This is a genomic window from Rhizobium sp. SRI_017 (assembly GCF_057586295.1).
Window position 1 is genome coordinate 345,658 of the sequence record NZ_JBYCZP010000001.1, and the last position, 21,913, is coordinate 367,570.

Consider the following 21,913-nt stretch of genomic DNA (forward strand, 5'->3'; position numbering starts at 1 on the left):
TTGCTGCACCACCGGAAGGGTTGGGACCGAATGACGGGAATGTATCGCGTGGCTGGCACCTTGATCGTGCTCTCTGCCGCCTCTTTCGGCGTTGCGGGCTGCATGGGGCCGACCTATGGCACGGACAAGACCGCAACCGAGCAGCTCGTCGACGATATCGGCAGCTCGATGTCGCTGGCCCCCGCCAAGAAACCCGTCAAGCTCGCCTATCAGCCGCGCGGCGATCTCATCAAGCCGACGGAAGCCAAGCTGGTCGAGCCGCAGCAGAACCTCGCCTCCAAGGACAATCCGGCCTGGCTCGAAAGCCCGGAGCAGACGCGTGACCGCCTGAAGGCGGAAGCCGACGAGAACGCCGACAACCCGAACTATCGCTCGCCGCTCATCGTCGGCGTCACCGAAGGCAAGGTCAAGTCGGTCGAGCAGCAGGCGACTGAATATCGCGAAGCCCGCAAGATCATGGAAGGCCGTGAAAACAAGCGCCGCTTCATGAGCGACCCGCCGCTCGAATATCGCCAGGTCGACGATCCGGCCAAGCTCACCGAACTCGGCGAGACCGAGGCGGCCAAGGAAAAGAAGCGCCTGGAAGACGCGAAGATCGCGGGCACCGGGCGCAAGTGGTATCAGCTCTGGTAATCGCGCGATGCGGCAGATTCTTTTCGCTGCCGCAATCTGCCTATCGCTCGGTTTGATCGCTCAGCCTGTCGAGGCGGCATCGCCGCTCGACGGCAAGACTTTCATCATCGAAGTGTCCTCAAGCCAGAGCGCCAGCGGCTATTCCGCCTATCTCTTGCCGCCTATGATGCGCGCGATCGAGAAGGCCAGACTGAAGCCAGCAAAGGCGGGGCCGGGCGCCGACGTCGTCTTCAACATCGTCACCCATTCCGATGTCGGGCAATGGATGGAAACGGAACGCGGCCGTGAATGGCTCTATACCCAGACCATCACGACAGGCATCAGCCCGGAATCCTATGTCATCCCGTTCGAAGGCACCCCACAATTCGGTGTCGCGGTCAGCCTGATCACGCCCAATTCCGATCGCGAAGACGAACTCGCTTGCCTGATCGAGCTCGCAACGCGGGAAGCGATCGCCCGTTATAGGCCCAAGGGCATTATCAAGCTGTCCGGCCAGTCCTGCCTGCGAAAGCCTTGATCGCCGAAAACTTGATAGAAATCAGATCAGCTATCAGAAATTGAAATATTTTCATGGCCCGCCACACTGGTTACCGGCCGTTAACCGGTGCGTCCTAGGCTGTGCTGCATGGCAACAATCGGTCGTCAAACCATCGGCAAGGCGTTGGTCGCAACGTGCATCAGCGCGGGTATCTCCGTGTTGATCGCGCTGAGCATCGTGCCGTTGCTCGGCGGCAGTTATGATGGCATTGGCATGTGGCTCAGCTTCCTCTGCCCGATCGTCATCGCGCTTCCCGCCAGCACCTGGCAGTTCCATCAGAGCGATGTGCTGCGCAAGGCCCGCGATGAACTCGCCTCGCTTCATGTCGAACGCGACCGGATGCACGCAAACCTGGTGCTCGCCCATGCCGCGCTGGAGCAGAAGGCACGGCTCGATGCGATGACCGGCGCGCTCACCCGCGAAGCCTTCCTGACCGAGTTGAATGCAGCCAGCGCCGCCGGTCGCAAGGGAACGCTTCTCTTGGCCGATGCCGATCACTTCAAGCGGATCAACGACAATTTCGGCCACCAGACTGGAGACGAGGCGCTTGTCGCCATCGCGGCGGCGATCGCCGAGACCACGGGTGTCAAGGATTTCTGGGGCCGCATCGGCGGCGAGGAATTCGCGATCTTTCTCGATGGCAGCGGAGCCGCGGAAGGTCTTGCCGTCGCGGAATCCCTGCGCCGCCGAGCAGAAGCGACCGACATCCACCGCGAGAAGGGCCGCGTCCCAATTACCATCAGCATCGGCGGGGTCGCCGTCGATGGTCATTTCAACATACGCCAGGCCATAGCGGACGCTGACCGACGGCTCTATCGGGCAAAGCATATCGGCCGGAACCGTGTCGTTCTCGACGAGATCAAGGACGACGAAGCATCCGCCGCCTGATCACTCGCGCCGGTCCTGAAAAAAGCTTTTCAGCAATGCCGCAGCCTCGGATTCGCCTATGCCTGGATAGACTTCCGGGGCATGATGGCATGTCGGCGAGGCATAGAAGCGCACGCCGCTCTCGACCGCCCCGCCCTTGGGATCAGCGGCACCGTAATAGAGCCGGCGGATGCGGGCGAAGGAAATCGCCGCCGCGCACATGGTGCAGGGTTCGAGCGTGACATAGAGATCGGCATCGACCAGCCGCTCGTCTCCGATAGACAAGGCAGCCCGGCGGATCGCCTCGATTTCGGCATGCGCCGTCACGTCGTGGAGCTCGCGCGTCCGGTTTCCGGCTCGGCCGATTGCCTCGCCATCCTTCACGACAACGGCACCAATTGGCACTTCTCCGCGGCTACCTGCCGCCCGCGCCTCCTCGAAGGCGATCTGCATGAAGCGATTTGCGGGCGCCACGCGGCTTTTCCCTCTTAACCAGAACCCCTTGTCCTGATAGGAGACGAACAAAGAAAAGGCAAATACTATGAAAGATACGAGGAAATCCGGCGGTCCGCGCAAGCCAGGCGGTGCGGCCGGCAAGCCGCCGCGGGGCGACAAGCCTTTCCGCAAGGACGGTCCCCGCAAGGATGGACCGAGGACGGACAGGCCCCGAACCGAAGGATCGCGGCCGGGGGAATCCCGCACGGACGGGCCGCGCAAGACGTTTTCGTCGAAGCCCAAGGCGGCACCAAAGGCGAACCCTGATCACCTGACGGTCACGGGCGAGGGAGAGCGCATCTCCAAGGTCATGGCGCGCGCCGGCGTCGCCTCGCGACGCGATTGCGAGCGCATGATCATGGAAGGCCGCGTCAGCCTGAACGGCAAGGTTCTGGAAAGCCCCGCCGTCAACGTCACGGACAAGGACCGCGTTGAAGTCGACGGGCAGGTGATCGGCGCGATCGAGCGCACGCGGCTCTGGATCTACTACAAGCCTGCCGGCCTCGTCACCACCAATTTCGACCCCGAAGGCCGCCCGACTGTCTTCGACAATCTGCCCGAGGAATTGCCCCGCGTTATCTCGGTCGGCCGCCTCGATATCAATACCGAAGGTCTGCTGCTGCTTACCAATGACGGCGGCCTGGCGCGCATGCTCGAACTGCCCTCGACGGGCTGGCTGCGGCGCTACCGCGTCCGCGCCTATGGCGCGATCGACCAGGCCCGGCTCGACGAACTCCGCGAAGGCATCGCCGTCGACGGCGTGCTCTACGGCGCGATCGAGGCGACGCTGGACCGCGAGCAGGGCCACAATGTCTGGATCACGATGGGCCTGCGCGAAGGCAAGAACCGCGAGATCAAGAACGTGCTCGGCGCGATCGGTCTCGAGGTGAACCGCCTGATCCGGATTTCCTACGGCCCGTTCCAGCTCGGCGAGCTCGAGGATGGCCAGGTGGTCGAGGTCAAGAGCCGGACGCTGCGCGAACAGCTCGGGCCCCGCCTGATCGAGGAGGCCAACGCGAATTTCGAGGCGCCGATCTTCAACGCCCCGCCTGAAGCCAAGGAAGAAGCGCCGGCGACCCGTGAATGGGCCGCAGGCGAACGTCCGCGCCGCGAAAGCCGCGAGGACCGCCGCGAGCGCGACCTCGCCCGTATCGATACGAAGAAGCCGGAGCGCGGCTTCTCCAAGGATCGTGGCGAAGGCCGGGACCGGGATGGCAGCAGGGATCGTGGAGAGCGCGGCGACCGTGGCGATCGCCGGGGAGCCAGAGACGATCGCGGCAAGGATGACAAGAAGCAGAAGCGGCTGCCGCTCGGGTCGAGCCGCACGGCCAATGTCTGGATGGCACCTGGCGCCCGACCGGTGGCGCCAAAGAAGGCGAAAGCCAAAGCCGAGGACGTCGCTGCCGAGGCAGGTCCGAAGCGCCGCGTGCTGCGGCTCAAGACTGATGGCGTCGAAACATCAGAAGGTCCGGTGAGGAAGGCGCGCAGCGACCGTCCCGAGCGAGCGGAACGACCAGCAAAGCCGTTCGGCCGCAAGCCGCGCGAAGACAGAGCGGACGGCGACCGGCCGACGCGTGCCCGCCCGGCAAGACCGTTCAGTGAAGATCGCCCAAGTTCAGACCGTCCGAAGCGCCCGTTTGCCGGCAAACCCCGCGAGGAGCGAACCGACGGCGAACGTCCAGCGCGCGCGGCGCGGCCGGCAAGGTCGTTCAACGATGACCGGAGCGCAGGTGAGGATCGCCCGAAGCGGGCTTTCGGCGGGAAGCCGCGCGGCGTTGATGGCGCGCGTACGGACAAGCCGCGTTCGAGTGCCCCACGTGCCGAGGGAGCACGGTCGGAGCGTCCGCGTTCGGACAAGCCTCGCACAGACAGGCCGCGCAGCGACGGCCCGCGCAATGACAAGCCGCGCGGCGATGGCCCGCGCAAGGGGCCGGCAGGCGGCAACAAGGGACCGGGACGCGGTGCGGATCGTCGGCGGTGAGTTCCGCGGGCGCGCGCTCGCGACCCCCAAGAGCAGCGATATCCGGCCGACGACCGACCGGACGCGCGAGAGCCTGTTCAACATCCTGTCCCATGCCTATCCCGAGGCGCTGGATGGGACGCGGGTGATCGATCTCTTCGCCGGCACGGGTGCGGTGGGGCTCGAAGCGCTGTCGCGCGGATCCTCGCAGGCGCTTTTCGTCGAGACCTCGGTTGAGGGACGCGGGCTGCTCCGCACCAATATCGAGACGCTCGGCCTTCAAGGGCGAGCGCGCATCTTCCGCCGCGACGCGACCGATCTCGGCGCGCCGGGCACGGTGCAGCCGTTCCATTTCCTGTTCGCCGACCCGCCCTATGGCAAGGGGCTGGGCGAGGCGGCGATCGATCAATGCCAGCGCCATGGCTGGCTGGTCCTCGGTGCGCTGGTAATCCTCGAAGAACGCGCCGATGTCGACCCGTCCGTTGCGGCCACCTTTCAGCCGCTCGAGATTCGCACCTTCGGCGATACCCGGATGCATTTCTATCGGTATGGCGGCTGACCCGGCCGTTCTGGCAGCCTTGAGCGACCATGCGCTCGGCACGAACAAGGGCAACTGCTCGCCGCCTTGAAGGACTACTGACACCTCCGGACTTGCACCATTTGCCTCATTGGATCATGGATGCGTGAAGGCCCCGGCCGGCGCATAGGAGCGCGGCCACCCCGATCAAAGGCATGCCATGACATTGACTGCGTCCAACAACACCTCCTCCCCAACCGTGGCCGTCGCCTTCGGCGGCGGCGGTGCACGCGGGCTCGCGCATATCCATGTGATCGAAGCCTTGGACGAACTCGGCATCACGCCGGTGGCGATCACCGGCTCCTCGATCGGCGCCATCATGGGCGCCGGCATGGCAGCCGGCATGTCGGGCGCCGAGATCCGAGAATTCACGCTTTCCACCGTCGGCCGCCCGCGCGAGGTGATGAACCGCATCTGGTCGCTCCGTCCCACGACGCTCAGCGACATGGTCGCCGGCGGCTTCCGGATCGGCCAATACAACCTCGAGCGCATCCTCAAGGCCTTCCTGCCCGAATTGCTGCCGGCAGATTTCGCGGATCTCACGATCCCGCTGCATGTCACTGCGACGGATTATTACGGCAGTTCCGAATTGCTGATCGGCGACGGCGATCTCATCCAGGCTCTCGCGGCGTCGGCCGCCATCCCGGCTGTCTTCATGCCGGTCCGGATCAATGGCCGGATCATGGTCGACGGCGGCATTTTCAATCCGGTGCCGTTCGAATATCTGCTCGACAAGGCCGATATCGTCATCGGCATCGATGTCGTCGGTTGGCCCTCGGGCGACCCGGATGTCATTCCCAGCCGGATCGACAGCCTGTTCGGCGCCAGCCAGTTGATGATGCAATCGATCATCGCGATGAAGCTCAAGGCCCACCGGCCGCATGTGTTCCTGGCGCCCGAGGTAGGGCGCTTCAAGGTGCTCGACTTCATGAAGGCGGCCGAGGTGCTGGAGATTTCCGCGGCGGTGAAGGACGATGTGAAGCGGGCGCTCGATGCGGAAATCAGCCGCCGCATCGCTGCAAGCTAGTTTCAGACGGCCCGGTTTTTCAGCTCGTCGCGGATCTGCGTCAGCAGCACGACTTCGTCGGACGGACCGCTCGGCGCAGGCTCCTCAACCTTCTTCGGCATGAAGCGGCTGACCAGCTTGAGCAGCATGAAGATGCACCAGGCGACGATCAGGAAGTTGATGACGATGGTGATGAAGTTGCCATAGGCGAACACCGCGCCCTGCTCGCGTGCCGCGGCGAGCGATGTCGCGGTGACCTTGCTCGACAAGGGAATGAACAGATTCGAGAAATCGACATTGCCGACGATGGCGCCGATGATCGGCATGAGCAGATCGTCAGTCAGCGACGTGACGATCTTGCCGAACGCGGCACCGACGATCACCGCTACCGCCAGATCCAGCACGTTGCCGCGCATGATAAAGGCCTTGAACTCGTTCAACATGGCACTCTCCTTCCCGATGCTGTCCCGACCCGTCCCGGCCGTGGATGAACGTTAGCAGAGACGAATGGAGAATCCAGACGGAAATTTCCTAGGGATTGCCGAATCTTAGCGACGAAAGGTCTATTTGAAATCCTCCCTCCGACCCTCTATCATCAACCGATCCGCTTGAGGCGCGGAATTCAGGGGAGGCCCCATGCTGCCAGGCTGGGTGATATTCGGCTCCGCGATCGCCTATCTCGTGCTGCTGTTCGGCATCGCGAGTTATGGTGACAGCCGGCCGAGGGATGCAAGCCGCGGCGCGGGCGGGCGGCCACTGGTCTATGCACTTTCGCTCGCCATCTATTGCACGTCCTGGACCTATTTCGGCGGTGTCGGCCTCGCCGCTCAGCGCGGCTACGAATTTGCCGCGATCTATATCGGCCCGATCCTCGTCTTCACGCTCGGCCTGCCGCTGTTGCGCCGTATCACCGAAATCGCCAAGGCGGAGCGCCTGACCTCGATTGCCGACTTCATTGCCGCCCGCTATGGCAAGAACCCCGTCGTGGCGATGATCGTGGCCGTGATCGCGCTGGTCGGCTACATCCCTTATATCGCACTCCAGCTCAAGGCGATCTCGAGTTCCGTCGGCTCGCTTGTCGACACGTCGCATTATGCGATCGGCCTCGACAACCACCAGCTCATCGACCTGCCGCTGCTGGTGACGCTCTCGCTCGCCTTCTTCGCCGTGGTCTTCGGCACGCGCCATGCCGACGCCACCGAGCACCAGGACGGCCTGATCCTCGCCATCGCCACCGAATCCCTCGTCAAGCTCGTCGCCATCATCACGGTTGGTCTCACGGTGATCTACGGCATCTTCGATGGCCCCGGCCACCTCATCGAGCTCATCCGCAACAACGCCGCGGCCGAGGCGGCACTCGCCCATGAAACGCCGATCAGCCGCTGGCTGACGCTCATCGTGCTCTCGGCCTTCGCGATCATGATGCTGCCGCGACAGTTCCATGTCATGGTCGTCGAGAACCGCACCTTCGGGGAATTGAAGCTCGCGGCCTTCTTCTTCCCGCTCTATCTCGTGCTGATCAATATGTTCGTGCTTCCCATCGCCATGGCCGGCGTCATCCGCTTCCAGGGCACGGGGAATGCCGATCTCTATGTGCTGACGCTGCCGCTCATGGCCGACATGCCCTGGGTGACGCTCATCGCCTTTCTCGGCGGCTTCTCGGCGGCCACCGCCATGGTCATCGTCGCCTCGGTCGCGCTCGCCATCATGATTTCCAACGATATCGTGATGCCGATCCTGCTCCGCCGCAACCTGCTCGAATCGAAGCCGGAATTCGACGACATCTCGAAGCTGGTCTTGATGATCCGCCGCGGCGCGATCTTCGTCGTGCTCCTCCTGGGCTATGCCTATTACCGCGCCTCGGGCTCCTCGGGCGGGCTTGCCTCGATCGGCCTGATCGCCTTTGCGGCCATCGCCCAGATGGCCCCGGCCATGCTCGGCGGCCTCTTCTGGCGGCGCGCCAATGCACGTGGCGCGATCGCTGGCCTCACCACCGGCTTCGGCGTCTGGGCATGGATGCTGTTCATCCCGAGCGTGGGCTGGACCTCCGCTCCGCCGGACGCCTCCGTCATCTTCGACGCCTTCTTCCCGTCGGCCAGCGGTCCGAGCACGCCGAGCGATCCCTTCGTCAGCGCCGTGGTCCTCAGCCTCGTCGTCAATATCACCGCCTTCGTCCTTGGTTCGCTGTCACGCGCCGAACGGGGCCTCGAGCGACAGCAGGCCGATGTCTTCGTATTGCGACCAAGTATAAGACCGCATCGCCGCAACTGGCGGACCAATCTCACGATCGGCGAACTCAAGATCGCGATCGGCCGCTATCTCGGCGAGGAGCGCACCCAGCGCTCCCTCGCCTCCTTCGCGGAAGAGCGAGGGCGCAAGCTCAACGACCGCGACCTCGCCGATGCCGAGCTGCTGAATTTCGCCGAACAGGTACTCGGCTCGGCGATCGGCTCGTCCTCGGCCCGGCTGGTGTTGACGCTCAGCATGCGGCGCAGGGACCGCAATACGGCCGAGACGGCCATGCTGCTCGACCAGGCGAGCGAGGCGCTGCAATATAACCAGGGCATGCTGCAGACTGCGCTGTCGCAAATGGACCAGGGCATCGCGGTTTTCGATGCCGACAAGCGTCTCACCATCTGGAACCGCCGCTTCCGCACCCTGCTCGACCTGCCGGAGCAGGCGGGCCAGGTCGGCTTTCCACTGTCCGCCATCGTCGCGATCATCGCCGAACGCGGCGATATCGAACCGAGCCGGCAGGATGACGTCATCGACAGAATCCTGACCCCCGACACGCCATTCATGATGGTGCTCGATGGTGGCGCCCGCATCGTCGAACTTCGCTCGAACCCGATGCCCGATCTCGGCATCGTCACCACCTGCACCGATATCACCGAACGCGTCCGCGCCAACCAGGCGCTCGAGGTCGCCAACGAGACGCTCGAACTGCGCGTGGTCGAGCGCACCCGCGAACTGACCCGCGTCAACACCGAACTTGCCGAAGCCCGCGCCGCGGCCGAAGAGGCCAATATCGGCAAGACCCGTTTCTTTGCCGCAGCCGGTCATGATATCCTCCAGCCGCTCAATGCCGCGCGACTCTATTCCTCCTCGCTGGTCGAGCGTCTCGGTCATTCCGGCAACAGCGACCTCGTGCTCAACATCGATTCCGCGCTGGAATCGGTCGAAACTATTCTGGGCGCCGTGCTCGATCTTTCCCGGCTCGACACCGGGGCGATGAAGCCACGTCTCGCCACCGTCGCGCTCGGCGATTTCCTCAAGCGCATCGACACCGACTACCAGCCGCTCGCGAACGCCAAGGGCCTGTCACTGAAGGTGCTGCCAACCAAACTCAAGGTCCGCACCGACCCGACCCTGCTGCGCCGCCTTGTGCAGAACCTCGTCTCCAACGCCATCAAATACACCTCCAGCGGCAGAGTGCTGGTCGGCGTCCGTCGTCGCGGCAACGAGGCCTGGATCCAGGTTTACGACACCGGGATCGGCATCCCGGCCTCGAAGTTCAAGACCGTGTTCAAGGAATTCGCCCGGCTTGAGGAGGGCGCCCGCACGGCCTCGGGGCTGGGCCTCGGCCTTTCCATCGTCGACCGCATCTCGCGCGTCCTCAACCACCCCGTCACGCTGCAATCGACCCCTGGCCGCGGCACCGTCTTCCGCGTCCGCCTGCCGCTCGAGCAGACCAGCGCGGTGCCGCTCGCGCCGGAGGCCGCAAGCGCCACCGTCGGCCCGGGCCGGAAGCTCGACGGCTTGCGCGTGATCTGCATCGACAACGAGCCGGCGATCACCGACGGCATGCGCATCCTGCTCACAGGCTGGGGCTGCGTCGTCGAGACGGCGGGCAGTGTCGCAGACTGCGATGGCGTGATCGCCCGCGGCTGGCGTCCCGATGCCATCATCGCCGACTACCATCTCGGCGACGGCAACGGTATCTCCGCCATCGCAAGGCTACGGGACGCCTTCGGCCCTGTCGCAGCGATCCTTATCACCGCCGACAGGACGCCGGAGGTCAGGGCCCATGCCGACAGGGATGGGATCGCGCAGTTGAACAAGCCGGTGAAGCCGGCGGCGCTGAGGGCGACGTTGAGCCGGATTGCGGGCGGAGTAAAGGCTGCGGCGGAGTGAACCGTTGGCTTGTCGAGCGTGGCGTTGCGGCATTCCCCCCTGTCCCACAGGCGGGGTGAGTTCCGGTCCACTTCAAAGATCCGCTTCCCAATTCGTGTCGGCAAGTCTTCGACTTGACCGAGTTCCTCAACGTGACCTCGGCGAATGGCCAACTTTGTCAGCGTGACGTGGGCCAAGAAGTCTCCAGCGGCGCCGCATCACCTGACGGAAGGGCACGTCCCCGCAATCCGCGGCGTGTTGCCCCCAGGACCGCCTGCATCCCAGCGACCTGATCGACCCTTCGGAAATCGTTTTGCCGGGGCCTTCCCTCGAATTGTCCGACCGCCATTAACGCTTCTTTTGCTGGTGCTGCACTACGTGCGGTTGTCTTATCGTGACCACTCGATGCCGAGGAACCGAGATGATGGACAATGCGGTGAGTGCGGACGAGGCGGGCCACGTTCCGTTGAACAAATGGCGGCTGGCACGCAGATTTGCTGTCCAGCTCTTTTGCTGCGCTCTTATACTGGCTTTCGACGCTTCCGACGGTGACAATTTCAACGGCGACATCGATGATCTTCTCAGATCGCTGCAGATCCGCGAGCTTTTTTATAGCGGCCGGTGGCACGATCTCGGCCTTCCCGGATTGGTCGGGCCCGAAATATACCTCTCCGCATGGTCGCGCCTCGTCGATTTGCCTTACTGGCTGATTGCCAGCGGCCTTGCCCCGCTGACCGGGGAACAGCCCGGACTCGAATGGTCTTATCGACTTTGGCCACCAGTGTTGCTGATGGGGTCGCTGCTGCTCTATGCTTGGATTCAGGATCGGATGGCACCCAGCCTGTCGCCACTTGCGGGCGTGTTGTCGATCATGTTGGGCGCCATCGCCTTTCTTGAATTTGCCCCCGGCCGGATCGATCATCACAATGTCCAGATGCTGTTGCTCATGGCGGTCTTGTTCGGACTGACGCGGCAGTCCCTGATGGGTGGGGCTATCGCCGGCGTTGCGGGTGTCCTGTCGGTGGCGACAGGCTTGGAAACGATTCCGTTGCTTGCCGCGGCCTATAGCCTCGCCGTCACTCTATGGCTGCTGCAAATGGATGGCGCGCGCGAGACTCTGCTGGGCCTTGCCCTGGCCAATGTCCTGGCAACGCCAGTCGCAACCATGTTGCTGATCGGGCCGGAGGCGTTCATTGTCTTTCAGTCTGACATGCTGTCGGCTCCATACATTTACGCACTCATGGGCTTCGGCATAATCGCGGCTATATGTTGCTGGGCAGGAGCGACCGGCATGTCAATCTTGCTGCGATTGATGGCGATAGGGATGCCCGTCGTTCTGCTGGCCGCCCTCGTTCTTCTGTTTCCTGCGATCCTGCTGGGCCCCTTTCAGATGATCGACCCGGATCTAAAAACTGTCTGGCTCGACCGCATCCCGCAGGAAATGAGCATCATAGCGATATTCCAAAGGTTCAACCTGCTGTTGATCGGTATCTTTTCTCTCTTCCTCGTTGTTCTGTCACTGATGGTTGCCAGGGTCGCGGACGATCTGAACAATGCCCGGAAAATACCCTGGGCAGTTGTAGTCATGGCTGTCGCAAGCATCCTTTGCGCGCTGTTTGCGGTGCGGTTCCTTAGATTTGCGGCGCTTTTCGTTTCTCTGGTACTGCCCTATGCAATCTTATGGCTGCAGGAGCGGATGTCGCAGCGCCGGCTCTTCGCGCCCGCCACATTTGCGATTGCACTTCTGCCGTTCATCGCTGTTCTTATGATGATCGGCTGGATCTCGCCGACGAAGCGGCCCACGGATACAGCCTTCCATATCTTGAACGACGGCTGCGAAACCGCCGATTTCTCCATTCTGCACACTGTTGCACCCGGTAGGATACTCGCAGGCGCAACGCTTGGCATCCACATTGCCTACGAGGTGCCGGGGCGGTTCACGGTGTCGAATGTTCCATTCCAGCGCGCGGCAACTGGCATTCGGCGCACACTCGACGCGTTCATGACGCCCGTGGCGGAGATACAGCCATTGCGGACGCTGGGCTATGATTACGTCGCCATCTGTGCACCCAAATCGGCAATCTCGCCCGCCGATGGCTCATTCTACCAGGCCTTGGCGATGTCGGTTCAGGTCGCTGGACTGGAGCCGCTTAACGATGGGCAATTCAGGATCTATCGCATAGCCAGATAACGACTTGGCATTGGCTACCGCCCTCACCAATACTGGGGGTGATTTAAGGAGCGCTCGCGGGGTCGCCCTCCCCTTCCCTCCCGCCCCCGAATCCGAAACAATAGCCGCATGCCCATCAAGCTCCTCCCAGAAACCCTGATCAACCAGATCGCTGCCGGCGAGGTCATCGAGCGGCCGGCAAGTGCGGTCAAGGAACTGGTCGAGAATGCGATCGATGCCGGCGCGACCCGCATCGAGATCGCGACGGCCGGCGGCGGCAAGGGGCTGATCCGCGTCATCGACAATGGCGCGGGCATGACGCCCGAGGATCTCGAACTCGCGGTGCGCCGCCATTGCACCTCGAAGCTGGAGCGCGGGCTCGACGACATCCGCACGCTCGGCTTCCGCGGCGAGGCGCTGCCGTCGATCGGTTCGGTGGCCAAGCTGTCGATCACCAGCCGCACCCGGGATGCCGAAAACGGCTCGGAGATATCCGTCGCCGGCGGCCGCGCCTCCGATCTGCGGCCGAAAGCGGCCAATACCGGCACGGTGGTCGAGGTGCGCGACCTGTTCTTCGCCACCCCTGCCCGGCTCAAATTCCTCAAGACGGAGAAGGCCGAGGCCGGCGCGATCACCGAGATCATCCGGCGGATGGCGATCGCCTTCCCGCATGTCCGTTTCGTGATCTCGGGCACCGACCGTTCGACGCTGGAATTCGCCGCAACCGGAGAGGACCGGCTGGCCCGCATCGCCCAGGTGATCGGCAAGGAGTTCGAAGAGAATTCGATTGCCATCGATGCCGAGCGCGAGGGCGTGCGGCTCACCGGTTTCGCCGGCCTGCCGGTTTTCAATCGCGGCAATTCGGCCCACCAGTTCGCCTATGTCAACGGCCGGCCGGTCAGCGACAAGCTGATCACATCCGCGCTACGCGGCGCCTATGCCGAGACGGTGCCGTCGGGCCGTCATCCGGTCGCGGTACTCGACCTCACGCTCGACCCTGCACTGGTCGACGTCAATGTTCACCCCGCCAAGTCTGATGTGCGGTTCCGCGATCCCGGTCTCGTCCGCGGCCTGATCGTCGGCGCGATCCGCCAGGCGCTCGCCGCCGACGGCGACCGCTCCTCGACCACGGCGGCCCGTTCGATGATGGCGGCCTTCTCGCCCGGCTTCCGGCCGGCGCCGCGGCAGGACTGGACGCCGACAGCGTCACCATCGCGGCCCTTCGCCTTTTCGACGGCACGTCAGCCCGCCTTTGCCGAAGCGGCGCAAGCGGTCTTCGGCGAGGTCGCCCAGCCCTCGGCCCGGCCCGCCGAACCGCAGTCGGCGATGCGCGCCGACCAGCCGGCCCCGGCAGACGACACCCAGTCCTTCCCGCTCGGTGCCGCCCGCACCCAGGTGCACGAGAATTACATCATCGCCCAGACCGACGACGGCATGGTGATCGTCGACCAGCATGCCGCGCATGAGCGGCTGGTCTTCGAAGACATGCGCAGGGCGCTGCGTGACCGAGACCTGCCCGCCCAGGCGCTGCTGATCCCCGAAATCGCCGACCTGCCGGAAGAGGATTGCGACCGGCTGATGGCCCATGCGGACGATCTCCGCAAACTCGGCCTCTCCTATGAGCGCTTTGGACCCGGGGCGATCCTGATCCGCGAGACGCCGTCCATGCTGGGCGAGGTCGACGCAGTCGGTCTCGTCAAGGAACTGGCCGACGAAATCGCCGAATGGGACACGTCGGCGACGCTCAGCTCGCGGCTCGAACATGTTGCCGCCACCATGGCCTGTCACGGCTCGGTCCGTTCCGGGCGGCGCCTGCGGGTCGAGGAAATGAACGCGCTGCTCCGCCAGATGGAAGCGACGCCTGGCTCCGGCCAGTGCAACCACGGCAGGCCGACCTATATCCGGCTCAAGCTGTCGGATATCGAAAGGCTCTTCGGCCGCAGTTGAAAGCATGGCGGGGCCAAGATATATCCCGCAGAGAACAGTATTCTGGAACGTGCGATATGATGAACCGGTTTGAAGGCAGCGGCAGCCGTGAGGCGAAGATCCGGTATCTCGACGCCGATTTCCAGATTCTGCTGCCCGGCGGCTATGTCATCTGCGCCGTGACAGGCAAACAGATCCCGATCGACGAGCTGAAATACTGGAGCGTCGACCGCCAGGAGCCCTATGCCGACGCGGGCGCCTCGCTCGAAGCCGATCGGCGCGCGGGTGTCCTGCCGGTGCAGAAGCGCTGATCCACCCTCAATTCATTGCCGGCGTCAGATGCGTCAGCACGCAGCGCCAGCGACCGTCGATCCTGCGATAGATGTCGGTGATCCATTCATCCGCCGCGATCGGTTCGCCGCGGAACGTCCCGGTATTCCGGCCACGGCCTGTCACCACCGCCATGTCGCCATAGACCTTGGCGCGCACTAGCGTCTTGACCATCATGTCGTGGGTCAGCCGGCCGCTGGCGATCACCTCCAACATACCCTCGCGGCTCACCGGCCCGACCTCCGGCGTCACCAGCACCCAATCGTCGGAGATGCAGTTGGCGATGCGGCCGATATCGTTCGAGACCATCGCCGCGTTGAAAGCGTCCTCGATCTCAGTGAACTCCTCGATCTCCGTTATCACGCTTGCGCCTCCCCGTGCGTGCCGCCCGAAACCTCGGCCCAACGGCGTTGCATCTCCTCGGCGCTCACGTCTTCGACCTTGCTCATCGCGAACCAGCCATAGCCGAAGGGATCGGAAAGTAGGGCGCTGCGATAACCGTGGAACTCCTTCTTCGGTGCGCGGAGCAGTTCCGCACCGCTGGCGACGGCATGCTCGACAAAGCCGTCTACATCCTCGACCTCGAGATGAAACTTCACCGTCGTGCCGCCGAGACGGTCAGGACTGATCGCGCCGAAGTCTGGATATTCGTCGGCAAGGAAGAAGCGCTGCCCGCCGATCGCAAGCTCCGCATGGCCGATCCTTCCATCGCCGGGGTCGGTCAGCCGGAAGATCTCTTCCGCTCCGAAGGCCCCGACATAGAAGTCGATCGCCGCCGCTCCGCCGCGCACGATCAGATAGGGGCACATGGACTGGACTTTTCCGGCATTGGACATAGCATCACCTTGACCGTCATTTTTAATTACGTTACGGTACGTTTTATAATGAGTCAAGAGCCGGACGAACATCCTATCCCGAAACGTGGCCGCCCGCGCAGCGAGGCCGCGCGACAGGCAATCCTGCGCACGGCACATGACATGCTTATCGCAGAAGGCCTTGGGCGACTGACCATCGAGGCGGTGGCGGAACGCGCACGCGTTGGCAAGCCGACGATCTATCGCTATTGGAAGAATGCCCAGGAACTCGCCATGGCGGCGCTGATGGCCGATCAGCCCGGCGCCCAGCCTGCTGCCTCAAGCAGCCGGACGCGCGAAAAACTCTACCAGCAGATGGACGATCTTCTGGCGATCTTCGCCACGCCCCGAGGGCGGCAGATCGCGCTGACCATGGCCGCCGCCGAGCCTGACAGCGAATTGGCCAAGGCCTTCCGGACGCGGGTGATGCTGGAGCAGCGCGAGGCAGGCCGAACCATTCTGGAGGACGCCGCAGCGCGCGGGGAAATCCAGCCCGAGGCCGACATGGAGACGATCCTCGACATGCTCTACGCCCCGGTCTTCTACCGCTTGCTCGTCGGCCACCTTCCGCTTTCGGAGGCATTCGGCCGGGGGGTGGTGGACAATGTGCTGCGAGCGCTGGCCATCAATCCCTGATCGACGAACTACTTCAACCGTCTCTTCCGGAAGTTCGCCAGCGCGCCCTCGATGATCAGCCGCGGCGTGGTTGGGGAGTCGAAGGCCATTTCGACGTCGATGACGGTGATCTTCTCAGCGAGTTCCTGCGCGCGGCCGTGATGGCCGCGAAGGCGGACGGCGTCCTTGGCGGTGGTGACGATCGTCAGTTCCTTCTTCTCCGCCGTCGAGAGGATGTCATCGATCTCATCGTCGCTCAGATGCTGATGGTCGCCGAAGGAGCGCTTGGTAACGATCTCGGCGCCGAGGCTTTGAACGGTGCGATAGAACTTCTTGGGATCGGCGATGCCGGCGAAGGCGAGCACGCGCTTGCCGTCGATGGCGTCAGCATCGCCCACTGGCTCGACAGAACCCTCATAGACCGGCTTGCCGGAACGCGCGGCGACGCGGATGAAGGGGTCGGCCCCCGCGCCATTGCCAAGCTTGAGGAGCGCCGAGGCATAGACCAGCTGCAAGGTCGTCGGCGCGCGAACAGGGCCCGCCGGCACGAGGAAACCATTGCCGATACCTCTGACGCTGTCGACCACCATCAGCGCGTAGTCGAATTTCAGCGCCGCGCTCTGGAAGCCGTCATCCATGATGATGATGTCCGCGCCTTCTGATATCAGCATGCGCGCGCCTTCGAGCCGTTTGCGGGTGATGACCGTGAGCGTCTCGCGGGCGATCAGCAACGGCTCGTCGCCAACGTCCTTGGCGCGATGATGGTCGGGATCGACAACCGTGGTTCGATCCATTGAGCCGCCATAGCCACGGCTCAGCACGCCGGGCTTGAGGCCGCGCGCCTTGGCGGCCTTGGCGAGCGTGATCACGGTCGGCGTCTTGCCAGCGCCGCCAACGGTGAAATTGCCGACGCAGATGACAGGGACGTCGACTTCGGCGCGCTTGGCATTCTTCATGTTGCGGCTGGCGAAATAACCATAGATCAGCGACGCCGGCGAAAGCAGCCAGGCACGCAGATCACCCTTCTTCCACCAGAATGGCGGTGCTTCAGATACCATGTCCCCGCCGACCGTGATGGGATCAGCCCTGAATTTCTCGTTCCGCGGCGAAGAAACGCGAAAAACACCGGGAAATCAAGGTGATTTACTTGGAAATGCTATCGAGCAGCGCTTCGAGATCTTCGATGCTGCCGACGACATGGTCGGCGAATGACGAAAGGGTCGCTTCGGCGCCCGTTCCCGTCAGCACGCCGACGGCGAGGCCGGCCTTGGCGTTGCGCGCCATATGCATGTCATGGGCATTGTCGCCGACCATGGCGATCTCGGAAAGCTCCAGTTCGCATTCCCGCGCGAAACCCTGGATCATGCCCGGATTGGGCTTCACGCCATGGCCGCTGTCGTAGCCGGCGATGTAGTCGAGCATCGGCAGGATGTGCTGGCCTTCGGCCATCCGCCGGATCGAGGCCTCGTTATCGGAGGAGGCGATGCCGAGCTTCAGCCCGCGCTCCCGGAGGCTGAGAAACACCTTCCGTAGATCGGCGAGCGGCACGGCATTGGCCGCGCCTTCGAGGAAAAAGCGGTCGAAATGGTGGATAAGATCGTCGAGAGGGCGTTTCGCGCCGGCCTCGATCATGCCGGCGGCAATCTCGCCAGTAGAGGACGCGGCAAACAGGCTGTCGCCCGTGGTCACGCCGGTCTCGGGATCCATGCCGCAGGCCCGCATCAGCTGGTCGGCGAGTTCGACGTTGCCATCGGCGGCGTAAAGGGCGCAGCGGCGATTGACCGGCTCCCAGGATTTGGCGAAATCGAGCAGCGTGCCGTCTTTGTCGAACAGGATACCGGAAATCTTCAAGCCGTCCCTCACTTGCCTGATTGCGCACCGTTGCGGGGCATCAGGCGTGCCTTCATCGTCAGCGGATTGATATAGGGTTCAAGACCGCGGAGCGTCGCCTGCAGGGCGCCGCGCATCTGGTGCACGGTCTGAAGGCCGGCGTCGATCATGGCATGCCGCGCCGGCTCGTTGGTGATGAGGTAGTAAACCGCCTTGGCCAGCATTTCCGTATCGCGCACCATCCGGGCCGAGCCGTTGCGGGCGAGCGTCTGGTAGCTCTCGCGAAAATTGCCGACCTGACCGCCCGAGAGGACAGCGCAGCCCATCATGGCGGGCTCAAGCGGATTCTGGCCGCCGCTCGCGGTCAGCGAGCGGCCGACGAAGGCGATCTCGGTCAGTTGCAGGAACAGGCTCATTTCACCGATGCTATCACCGAGATAGATATCGGTGCCCGCCACGATTCCGTCGTTGCGGCTCCTGCGGGCGACATTGAGGCCTTCGCCTGCCAGCATCTCCTCGATTTCGTCGCAGCGCTCGGGATGGCGCGGCACGATCACCGTCACGATGTCCATCCGCGACTTGAGCGCCTTGTGCACCTGCGCCGCCGCCTTCTCCTCGCCGTCGAAAGTCGAGATCGCTGCCCAAGTGTTGCGGCCGGCAAGCTGCGTCTTGAGGCGCGCGAGCGTGAGCGGATCGGCCGCCGGCATGTCGCTGTCGGCCTTGAGATTGCCCGAGATCAGCACCGGCAGTGCACCCAGCTCCTGGAAGTGCTGCGCATCGGCGTCGGACTGGGCGATGACCAGCGACATGTTCTCGAACAGCGCCGAAGCAAGCCGTGGCGCCATCGACCAGCGGCGAAAGGAGCGATCGGAAATCCGGGCATTGACGAGGATCTGCGGAATGTGCCGGCGGCCGAGTTCCATGATCGTCACCGGCCAGATCTCGGATTCGGCGAAAAGCGCAAGATCGGGCTGCCAATATTCGAGAAAGCGATCGATGACCGGCTTCAGGTCGAGCGGCACATATTGGTGGATCACCTCGTGTTCGAGCCGCGAGCGGGCGATCGTCGCCGAGGTCACAGTGCCCGTGGTCAGCAGCACCGTGATGCCGCGGCGGGAGATTTCCTTGATCAGCGGCACCACAGCATTGGTCTCGCCAACGCTTGCGGCATGGACCCAGATCAGTGGCCCCTCGGGACGCCCGGCACTGGCATAACCATAGCGTTCGGACTTCCGGGCACGCTCCTCCTTGCCGCGGGCAGCGCGAAAGGACACGAAGGTGCTGACAGCCGGATATGCTGCCACCCCCGCCCAGCGGTAGCCGAACAGCGCGAGACGGGCGCGCAGGCTCGTCATGACCGGTCGCCTCCCATCGACTTGGTCACTTGCCCGGCTCGAGCAGGCGATGGAGATGGACGATGAAATAGCGCATGTGAGCGTTGTCGACCGTCTGCTGCGCCTTGGCCTTCCAGGCCTGCGCGGCTGAGGCGTAGTCGGGGAATATGCCGACAATGTCGAGCTCGGAAAGGTTCTTGAATTCGGTGCCGGTGAGCTTTTCCAGTTCACCGCCGAAAACGAGGTGGAGAAGCTGCTTGGGCTTTTCTTGTTCGGCCATTGGTCCGCCTTTGTCGTTCTGGTCTTCGTTTTTCTTGTTTTACCGTTCGGTCAATTTCGACCATTGGATTGCGGCATTATCCGGGAAAGGTCAATGGCCGTGACCCTTTCGATGCCGGCCAGTATGAGATCACTGGTGGACATCGTCCAGGAGTCGCATCAACCAGCCGCCGCGCTCGCCACGAGCAGCGGTAGCAGGTCTTGGCGCGCGGCAAAGAGAATGCCGTGCCGCGGCGTTTGCAGGTTGTAGACCGGTGCCACTCCATGAACGTCGCGCACGCCGCCGCCGGCATTGGCGAGGATGAGATCGGCTGCTGCCAGGTCCCAGTCATGGGCATTCGGCTTGACGATCGTCGCATCGAGCCGGCCATCGGCGACCATCGCCAGGCGATAGGCGAGCGACGGGATGCGCGACAGGCGCTCGGTCTCGCCCAGGCTCCTGGCAAAGCGCTTCATCATGTCGTCAGCGGCGCTCACGCGCGCTGGGCGGTCGTGCGGCACGATCCGCAGCACTTCGCCATTCTTCTCGACCCGGCCCGAGGCATCGGCAATGTAAAGTTCGTCGAGCGAGGGAGCATAGAGCACGCCAGCCAGCGAGCGGCCGTGTTCGGTCAGCGCAACGCTCACCACCCAGGTGTCGCGGCCTTCCATGAAAGCGCGGGTACCATCGATCGGATCGACGATGAAGACGCGATCCTGGCCGATACGAGCCGGGTCGTCCTCGCTCTCCTCCGAGAGCCAGCCATAGCTTGGCCGCGCGCCGCGCAAGCGGGCGTGCAGGATATCGTTGGCAGCATGATCGGCGGCCGTGACGGGCGAAGTGCCGCCATTCTTCCACCAGACCTGGACGTCATTGCGGAAGAATTTCAGCGCCTCGTGGCCGGCCTCTTTGGCCGCCTCGACCAGAAGGTCGAGGTCGTCAGCGAGGGTAGGTGGTGCGATGACACTCATTGCCGCCCCCTATCGGCCGGCAAGCGTCATGTTCTCGATCATCAAGGTCGGGGACGCCGTCGAATAGGTGCGGTCGATGTCGTTTGCCGGGATCATCGACAGGAACATGTCCTTGAGGTTGGACGCAAGCGTCACCTCGGACACGGGATAGGTCAGTTCGCCATTCTCGATCCAGAAGCCCGAGGCACCGCGCGAATATTCGCCGGTGACGGTATTGGCGCCATGGCCGATCATCTCGGTCACGTAGAAGCCTGATTTCACCGACTTCAGCATGTCTTCGGGCGATATCGTGCCCGGCTCCAGCGACAGATTGGTCGAGGATGGAGTGACCGTGGTGCCGCCGCGCACGCCGCGGCCGTTGGTCCTCAGCCCGAGTTCCTTGGCCTGCGAGGTCGAGAGGAACCACTGCCGCAGCACACCGTCATCGATCATGACGAGCTTTTCGCCGGCAACGCCCTCGCCGTCGAACGGCCGCGAGGACGGCCCGCGGATGATATGCGGATCGTCGATGACAACAAGGCCCTTGCGCAAAACCTGCTGGCCCATCATGTCGCGCAGGAACGAGGTCTTGCGGACGATCGCCGAGCCGTTGATCGCCGAGGCGAGATGACCGACCATGCCGCGCGCCACGCGCGGATCGTAGATCACGGTGATGCCGGAGCCGGTATCGGCCTGGCGCGGATTGAGCTTCTTCACGGCACGCTCTGCAGCCTTGCGACCAAGATCTGCGGCAGCATCGAGATCGGTATAGCGCGAACGGGAATCGCCCTCGTAATCGCGTTCCATCGACGTGCCTTCGCCCGCAATCACGGAGATGCCGCGGCCAAAGCGGGTCGCCATGTAGGAGCCCGAGAAGCCGCGCGAGGTGACCAGCACCAACCCGCCCATCGACACCGACGTGCCGGCGCCGCCGGAATTGGTGACGCCGGACACCGCAAGCGCCGCATTTTCCATTTCCAGCGCGCGGTCCGTCAGTTCCGCGGAGGAAACTTCCGTTTCATCGACAAGGCCGAGATCGGGATAGTCGTGCGAGAGATCGACATCGTCGGCCAGGCAGGCAAAGGGATCTTCGGGCGACGCCTTGGCCATGGCGACGGCACGCTCGGCAAGCGTCGCCGCATCGAAGCCCGGATTGGCTGAAACGCTGGCAACCCGCTTGCCGACAAAGACGCGGAGGGAGAAGTCGTCGCCCTCAGAGGCATCCACGCTTTCGACCTTGCCGAGACGTACGGCGACGGAGCGCGAACGGGAGCGTACGATCACCGCATCGGCATCCGTGGCACCCGCCTTTTTGGCGAGGCTCACGAGCTCTTCGGCACGGGCGGTGAGGCTTTGAGAATCAATGGGCTGTTGCATGACAAGCCTTTCTGTTGAGGCTCATTTATTGTGCGCTTGCAAAATCATCAAGGGTCACACTAGTTATTCAGGAGATCCC

General features: G+C 63.7%; 21 protein-coding genes. 11 read left to right on the plus strand and 10 right to left on the minus strand.

Going from position 1 to position 21,913, the window contains the following annotated elements; genetic code table 11:
• The first annotated feature begins 39 nt into the window (after nucleotides 1-39).
• The 3 genes from AC2YI2_RS01715 (at nucleotide 40) to AC2YI2_RS01725 (ending at nucleotide 2,059) form a co-directional block, all read left to right on the plus strand.
• Nucleotides 40-633, plus strand: a complete 594-nt coding sequence (locus tag AC2YI2_RS01715; protein WP_487385273.1) for a hypothetical protein — start codon at nucleotides 40-42, stop codon at nucleotides 631-633.
• A gap of 7 nt (nucleotides 634-640) precedes the next feature.
• The gene (locus AC2YI2_RS01720; RefSeq protein ID WP_487384688.1) at nucleotides 641-1,150 is read left to right on the plus strand and encodes a hypothetical protein; all 510 of its coding nucleotides are present in this window, start codon (nucleotides 641-643) and stop codon (nucleotides 1,148-1,150) included.
• A 108-nt stretch (nucleotides 1,151-1,258) separates the two neighbouring features.
• On the plus strand, nucleotides 1,259-2,059 hold the full coding sequence (locus AC2YI2_RS01725) for a GGDEF domain-containing protein (RefSeq protein ID WP_487384689.1): 801 nt from the start codon (nucleotides 1,259-1,261) through the stop codon (nucleotides 2,057-2,059).
• Here the strand turns inward: AC2YI2_RS01725 and AC2YI2_RS01730 are convergent, their stop codons facing one another.
• The gene (locus tag AC2YI2_RS01730; protein WP_487384690.1) at nucleotides 2,060-2,512 is read right to left on the minus strand and encodes a nucleoside deaminase; all 453 of its coding nucleotides are present in this window, start codon (nucleotides 2,510-2,512) and stop codon (nucleotides 2,060-2,062) included.
• A 67-nt stretch (nucleotides 2,513-2,579) separates the two neighbouring features.
• Here AC2YI2_RS01730 and AC2YI2_RS01735 point away from each other — a divergent pair, with 67 nt between their 5' ends.
• From AC2YI2_RS01735 to AC2YI2_RS01745, 3 genes are all read left to right on the plus strand, one after another.
• Nucleotides 2,580-4,514 (plus strand): pseudouridine synthase, encoded by a 1,935-nt coding sequence (locus AC2YI2_RS01735; protein ID WP_487384691.1) that lies wholly within the window; start codon nucleotides 2,580-2,582, stop codon nucleotides 4,512-4,514.
• Nucleotides 4,495-5,052, plus strand: a complete 558-nt coding sequence (rsmD, locus tag AC2YI2_RS01740) for a 16S rRNA (guanine(966)-N(2))-methyltransferase RsmD (protein ID WP_487384692.1) — start codon at nucleotides 4,495-4,497, stop codon at nucleotides 5,050-5,052. The genes AC2YI2_RS01735 and rsmD overlap by 20 nt, the downstream gene beginning before the upstream one ends.
• Before the next feature lie 178 nt (nucleotides 5,053-5,230).
• Nucleotides 5,231-6,097, plus strand: a complete 867-nt coding sequence (locus AC2YI2_RS01745; protein WP_487384693.1) for a patatin-like phospholipase family protein — start codon at nucleotides 5,231-5,233, stop codon at nucleotides 6,095-6,097.
• Nucleotides 6,098-6,099: 2 nt separating this feature from the next.
• Here the strand turns inward: AC2YI2_RS01745 and mscL are convergent, their stop codons facing one another.
• Nucleotides 6,100-6,519, minus strand: coding sequence for a large conductance mechanosensitive channel protein MscL (gene mscL / locus AC2YI2_RS01750; protein WP_487384694.1), 420 nt, complete (start codon nucleotides 6,517-6,519; stop codon nucleotides 6,100-6,102).
• Nucleotides 6,520-6,712: 193 nt separating this feature from the next.
• On the opposite strand from mscL, the gene AC2YI2_RS01755 reads away from it, so the two are divergent.
• From AC2YI2_RS01755 to AC2YI2_RS01770, 4 genes are all read left to right on the plus strand, one after another.
• Nucleotides 6,713-10,210 (plus strand): hybrid sensor histidine kinase/response regulator, encoded by a 3,498-nt coding sequence (locus tag AC2YI2_RS01755; protein WP_487384695.1) that lies wholly within the window; start codon nucleotides 6,713-6,715, stop codon nucleotides 10,208-10,210.
• 400 nt (nucleotides 10,211-10,610) lie between these two features.
• A complete protein-coding gene (locus AC2YI2_RS01760) occupies nucleotides 10,611-12,380 on the plus strand; it encodes a hypothetical protein (RefSeq protein ID WP_487384696.1) in 1,770 nt (589 codons plus the stop codon).
• A gap of 108 nt (nucleotides 12,381-12,488) precedes the next feature.
• Nucleotides 12,489-14,306: a DNA mismatch repair endonuclease MutL gene (gene mutL, locus AC2YI2_RS01765; RefSeq protein WP_487384697.1), complete on the plus strand. Its 1,818-nt coding sequence runs from the start codon at nucleotides 12,489-12,491 to the stop codon at nucleotides 14,304-14,306.
• Between the two features lie 59 nt (nucleotides 14,307-14,365).
• Nucleotides 14,366-14,596 carry a DUF2093 domain-containing protein gene (locus AC2YI2_RS01770; RefSeq protein ID WP_487385274.1) on the plus strand — a complete coding sequence of 77 codons (231 nt, stop codon included), beginning with the start codon at nucleotides 14,366-14,368 and terminating at the stop codon, nucleotides 14,594-14,596.
• A gap of 7 nt (nucleotides 14,597-14,603) precedes the next feature.
• Here the strand turns inward: AC2YI2_RS01770 and AC2YI2_RS01775 are convergent, their stop codons facing one another.
• Together AC2YI2_RS01775 and AC2YI2_RS01780 are read right to left on the minus strand one after the other, a co-directional pair.
• On the minus strand, nucleotides 14,604-14,978 hold the full coding sequence (locus AC2YI2_RS01775; protein ID WP_487384698.1) for a nuclear transport factor 2 family protein: 375 nt from the start codon (nucleotides 14,976-14,978) through the stop codon (nucleotides 14,604-14,606).
• A complete protein-coding gene (locus AC2YI2_RS01780) occupies nucleotides 14,975-15,451 on the minus strand; it encodes a VOC family protein (RefSeq protein ID WP_487384699.1) in 477 nt (158 codons plus the stop codon). The genes AC2YI2_RS01775 and AC2YI2_RS01780 overlap by 4 nt, the downstream gene beginning before the upstream one ends.
• Before the next feature lie 48 nt (nucleotides 15,452-15,499).
• Between AC2YI2_RS01780 and AC2YI2_RS01785 the strand changes: the two genes are divergently transcribed.
• A complete protein-coding gene (locus tag AC2YI2_RS01785) occupies nucleotides 15,500-16,105 on the plus strand; it encodes a TetR/AcrR family transcriptional regulator (protein WP_487384700.1) in 606 nt (201 codons plus the stop codon).
• 8 nt (nucleotides 16,106-16,113) lie between these two features.
• On the opposite strand, the gene lpxK is transcribed toward AC2YI2_RS01785, so the two are convergent.
• The 6 genes from lpxK to AC2YI2_RS01815 form a co-directional block, all read right to left on the minus strand.
• Nucleotides 16,114-17,142: a tetraacyldisaccharide 4'-kinase gene (gene lpxK / locus AC2YI2_RS01790; RefSeq protein WP_487384701.1), complete on the minus strand. Its 1,029-nt coding sequence runs from the start codon at nucleotides 17,140-17,142 to the stop codon at nucleotides 16,114-16,116.
• Between the two features lie 85 nt (nucleotides 17,143-17,227).
• The gene (locus tag AC2YI2_RS01795; protein WP_487384702.1) at nucleotides 17,228-17,935 is read right to left on the minus strand and encodes an HAD family hydrolase; all 708 of its coding nucleotides are present in this window, start codon (nucleotides 17,933-17,935) and stop codon (nucleotides 17,228-17,230) included.
• A gap of 8 nt (nucleotides 17,936-17,943) precedes the next feature.
• Entirely contained in the window at nucleotides 17,944-19,269 is a 1,326-nt protein-coding gene (gene waaA, locus AC2YI2_RS01800; protein WP_487384703.1) for a lipid IV(A) 3-deoxy-D-manno-octulosonic acid transferase, read from the minus strand.
• A gap of 25 nt (nucleotides 19,270-19,294) precedes the next feature.
• Nucleotides 19,295-19,528, minus strand: coding sequence for a DUF4170 domain-containing protein (locus AC2YI2_RS01805; protein ID WP_487384704.1), 234 nt, complete (start codon nucleotides 19,526-19,528; stop codon nucleotides 19,295-19,297).
• A 158-nt stretch (nucleotides 19,529-19,686) separates the two neighbouring features.
• Nucleotides 19,687-20,478, minus strand: a complete 792-nt coding sequence (locus tag AC2YI2_RS01810; RefSeq protein ID WP_487384705.1) for a 3'(2'),5'-bisphosphate nucleotidase CysQ — start codon at nucleotides 20,476-20,478, stop codon at nucleotides 19,687-19,689.
• A 9-nt stretch (nucleotides 20,479-20,487) separates the two neighbouring features.
• Nucleotides 20,488-21,834 carry a TldD/PmbA family protein gene (locus tag AC2YI2_RS01815; RefSeq protein ID WP_487384706.1) on the minus strand — a complete coding sequence of 449 codons (1,347 nt, stop codon included), beginning with the start codon at nucleotides 21,832-21,834 and terminating at the stop codon, nucleotides 20,488-20,490.
• Nucleotides 21,835-21,913: the final 79 nt, after the last annotated feature.

Coding starts and splice junctions, on each gene's coding strand:
- lpxK (WP_487384701.1), bottom strand. CDS start 17,142: ATGGTATCTGAAGCACCGCCATTCTGGTGGAAGAAGGGTGATCTGCGT.
- AC2YI2_RS01745 (WP_487384693.1), top strand. CDS start 5,231: ATGACATTGACTGCGTCCAACAACACCTCCTCCCCAACCGTGGCCGTC.
- mscL (WP_487384694.1), bottom strand. CDS start 6,519: ATGTTGAACGAGTTCAAGGCCTTTATCATGCGCGGCAACGTGCTGGAT.
- mutL (WP_487384697.1), top strand. CDS start 12,489: ATGCCCATCAAGCTCCTCCCAGAAACCCTGATCAACCAGATCGCTGCC.
- AC2YI2_RS01760 (WP_487384696.1), top strand. CDS start 10,611: ATGATGGACAATGCGGTGAGTGCGGACGAGGCGGGCCACGTTCCGTTG.
- AC2YI2_RS01715 (WP_487385273.1), top strand. CDS start 40: ATGTATCGCGTGGCTGGCACCTTGATCGTGCTCTCTGCCGCCTCTTTC.
- AC2YI2_RS01780 (WP_487384699.1), bottom strand. CDS start 15,451: ATGTCCAATGCCGGAAAAGTCCAGTCCATGTGCCCCTATCTGATCGTG.
- AC2YI2_RS01755 (WP_487384695.1), top strand. CDS start 6,713: ATGCTGCCAGGCTGGGTGATATTCGGCTCCGCGATCGCCTATCTCGTG.
- AC2YI2_RS01725 (WP_487384689.1), top strand. CDS start 1,259: ATGGCAACAATCGGTCGTCAAACCATCGGCAAGGCGTTGGTCGCAACG.
- AC2YI2_RS01805 (WP_487384704.1), bottom strand. CDS start 19,528: ATGGCCGAACAAGAAAAGCCCAAGCAGCTTCTCCACCTCGTTTTCGGC.
- AC2YI2_RS01785 (WP_487384700.1), top strand. CDS start 15,500: ATGAGTCAAGAGCCGGACGAACATCCTATCCCGAAACGTGGCCGCCCG.
- AC2YI2_RS01720 (WP_487384688.1), top strand. CDS start 641: ATGCGGCAGATTCTTTTCGCTGCCGCAATCTGCCTATCGCTCGGTTTG.
- AC2YI2_RS01815 (WP_487384706.1), bottom strand. CDS start 21,834: ATGCAACAGCCCATTGATTCTCAAAGCCTCACCGCCCGTGCCGAAGAG.
- AC2YI2_RS01770 (WP_487385274.1), top strand. CDS start 14,366: ATGAACCGGTTTGAAGGCAGCGGCAGCCGTGAGGCGAAGATCCGGTAT.
- AC2YI2_RS01810 (WP_487384705.1), bottom strand. CDS start 20,478: ATGAGTGTCATCGCACCACCTACCCTCGCTGACGACCTCGACCTTCTG.
- AC2YI2_RS01735 (WP_487384691.1), top strand. CDS start 2,580: ATGAAAGATACGAGGAAATCCGGCGGTCCGCGCAAGCCAGGCGGTGCG.
- waaA (WP_487384703.1), bottom strand. CDS start 19,269: ATGACGAGCCTGCGCGCCCGTCTCGCGCTGTTCGGCTACCGCTGGGCG.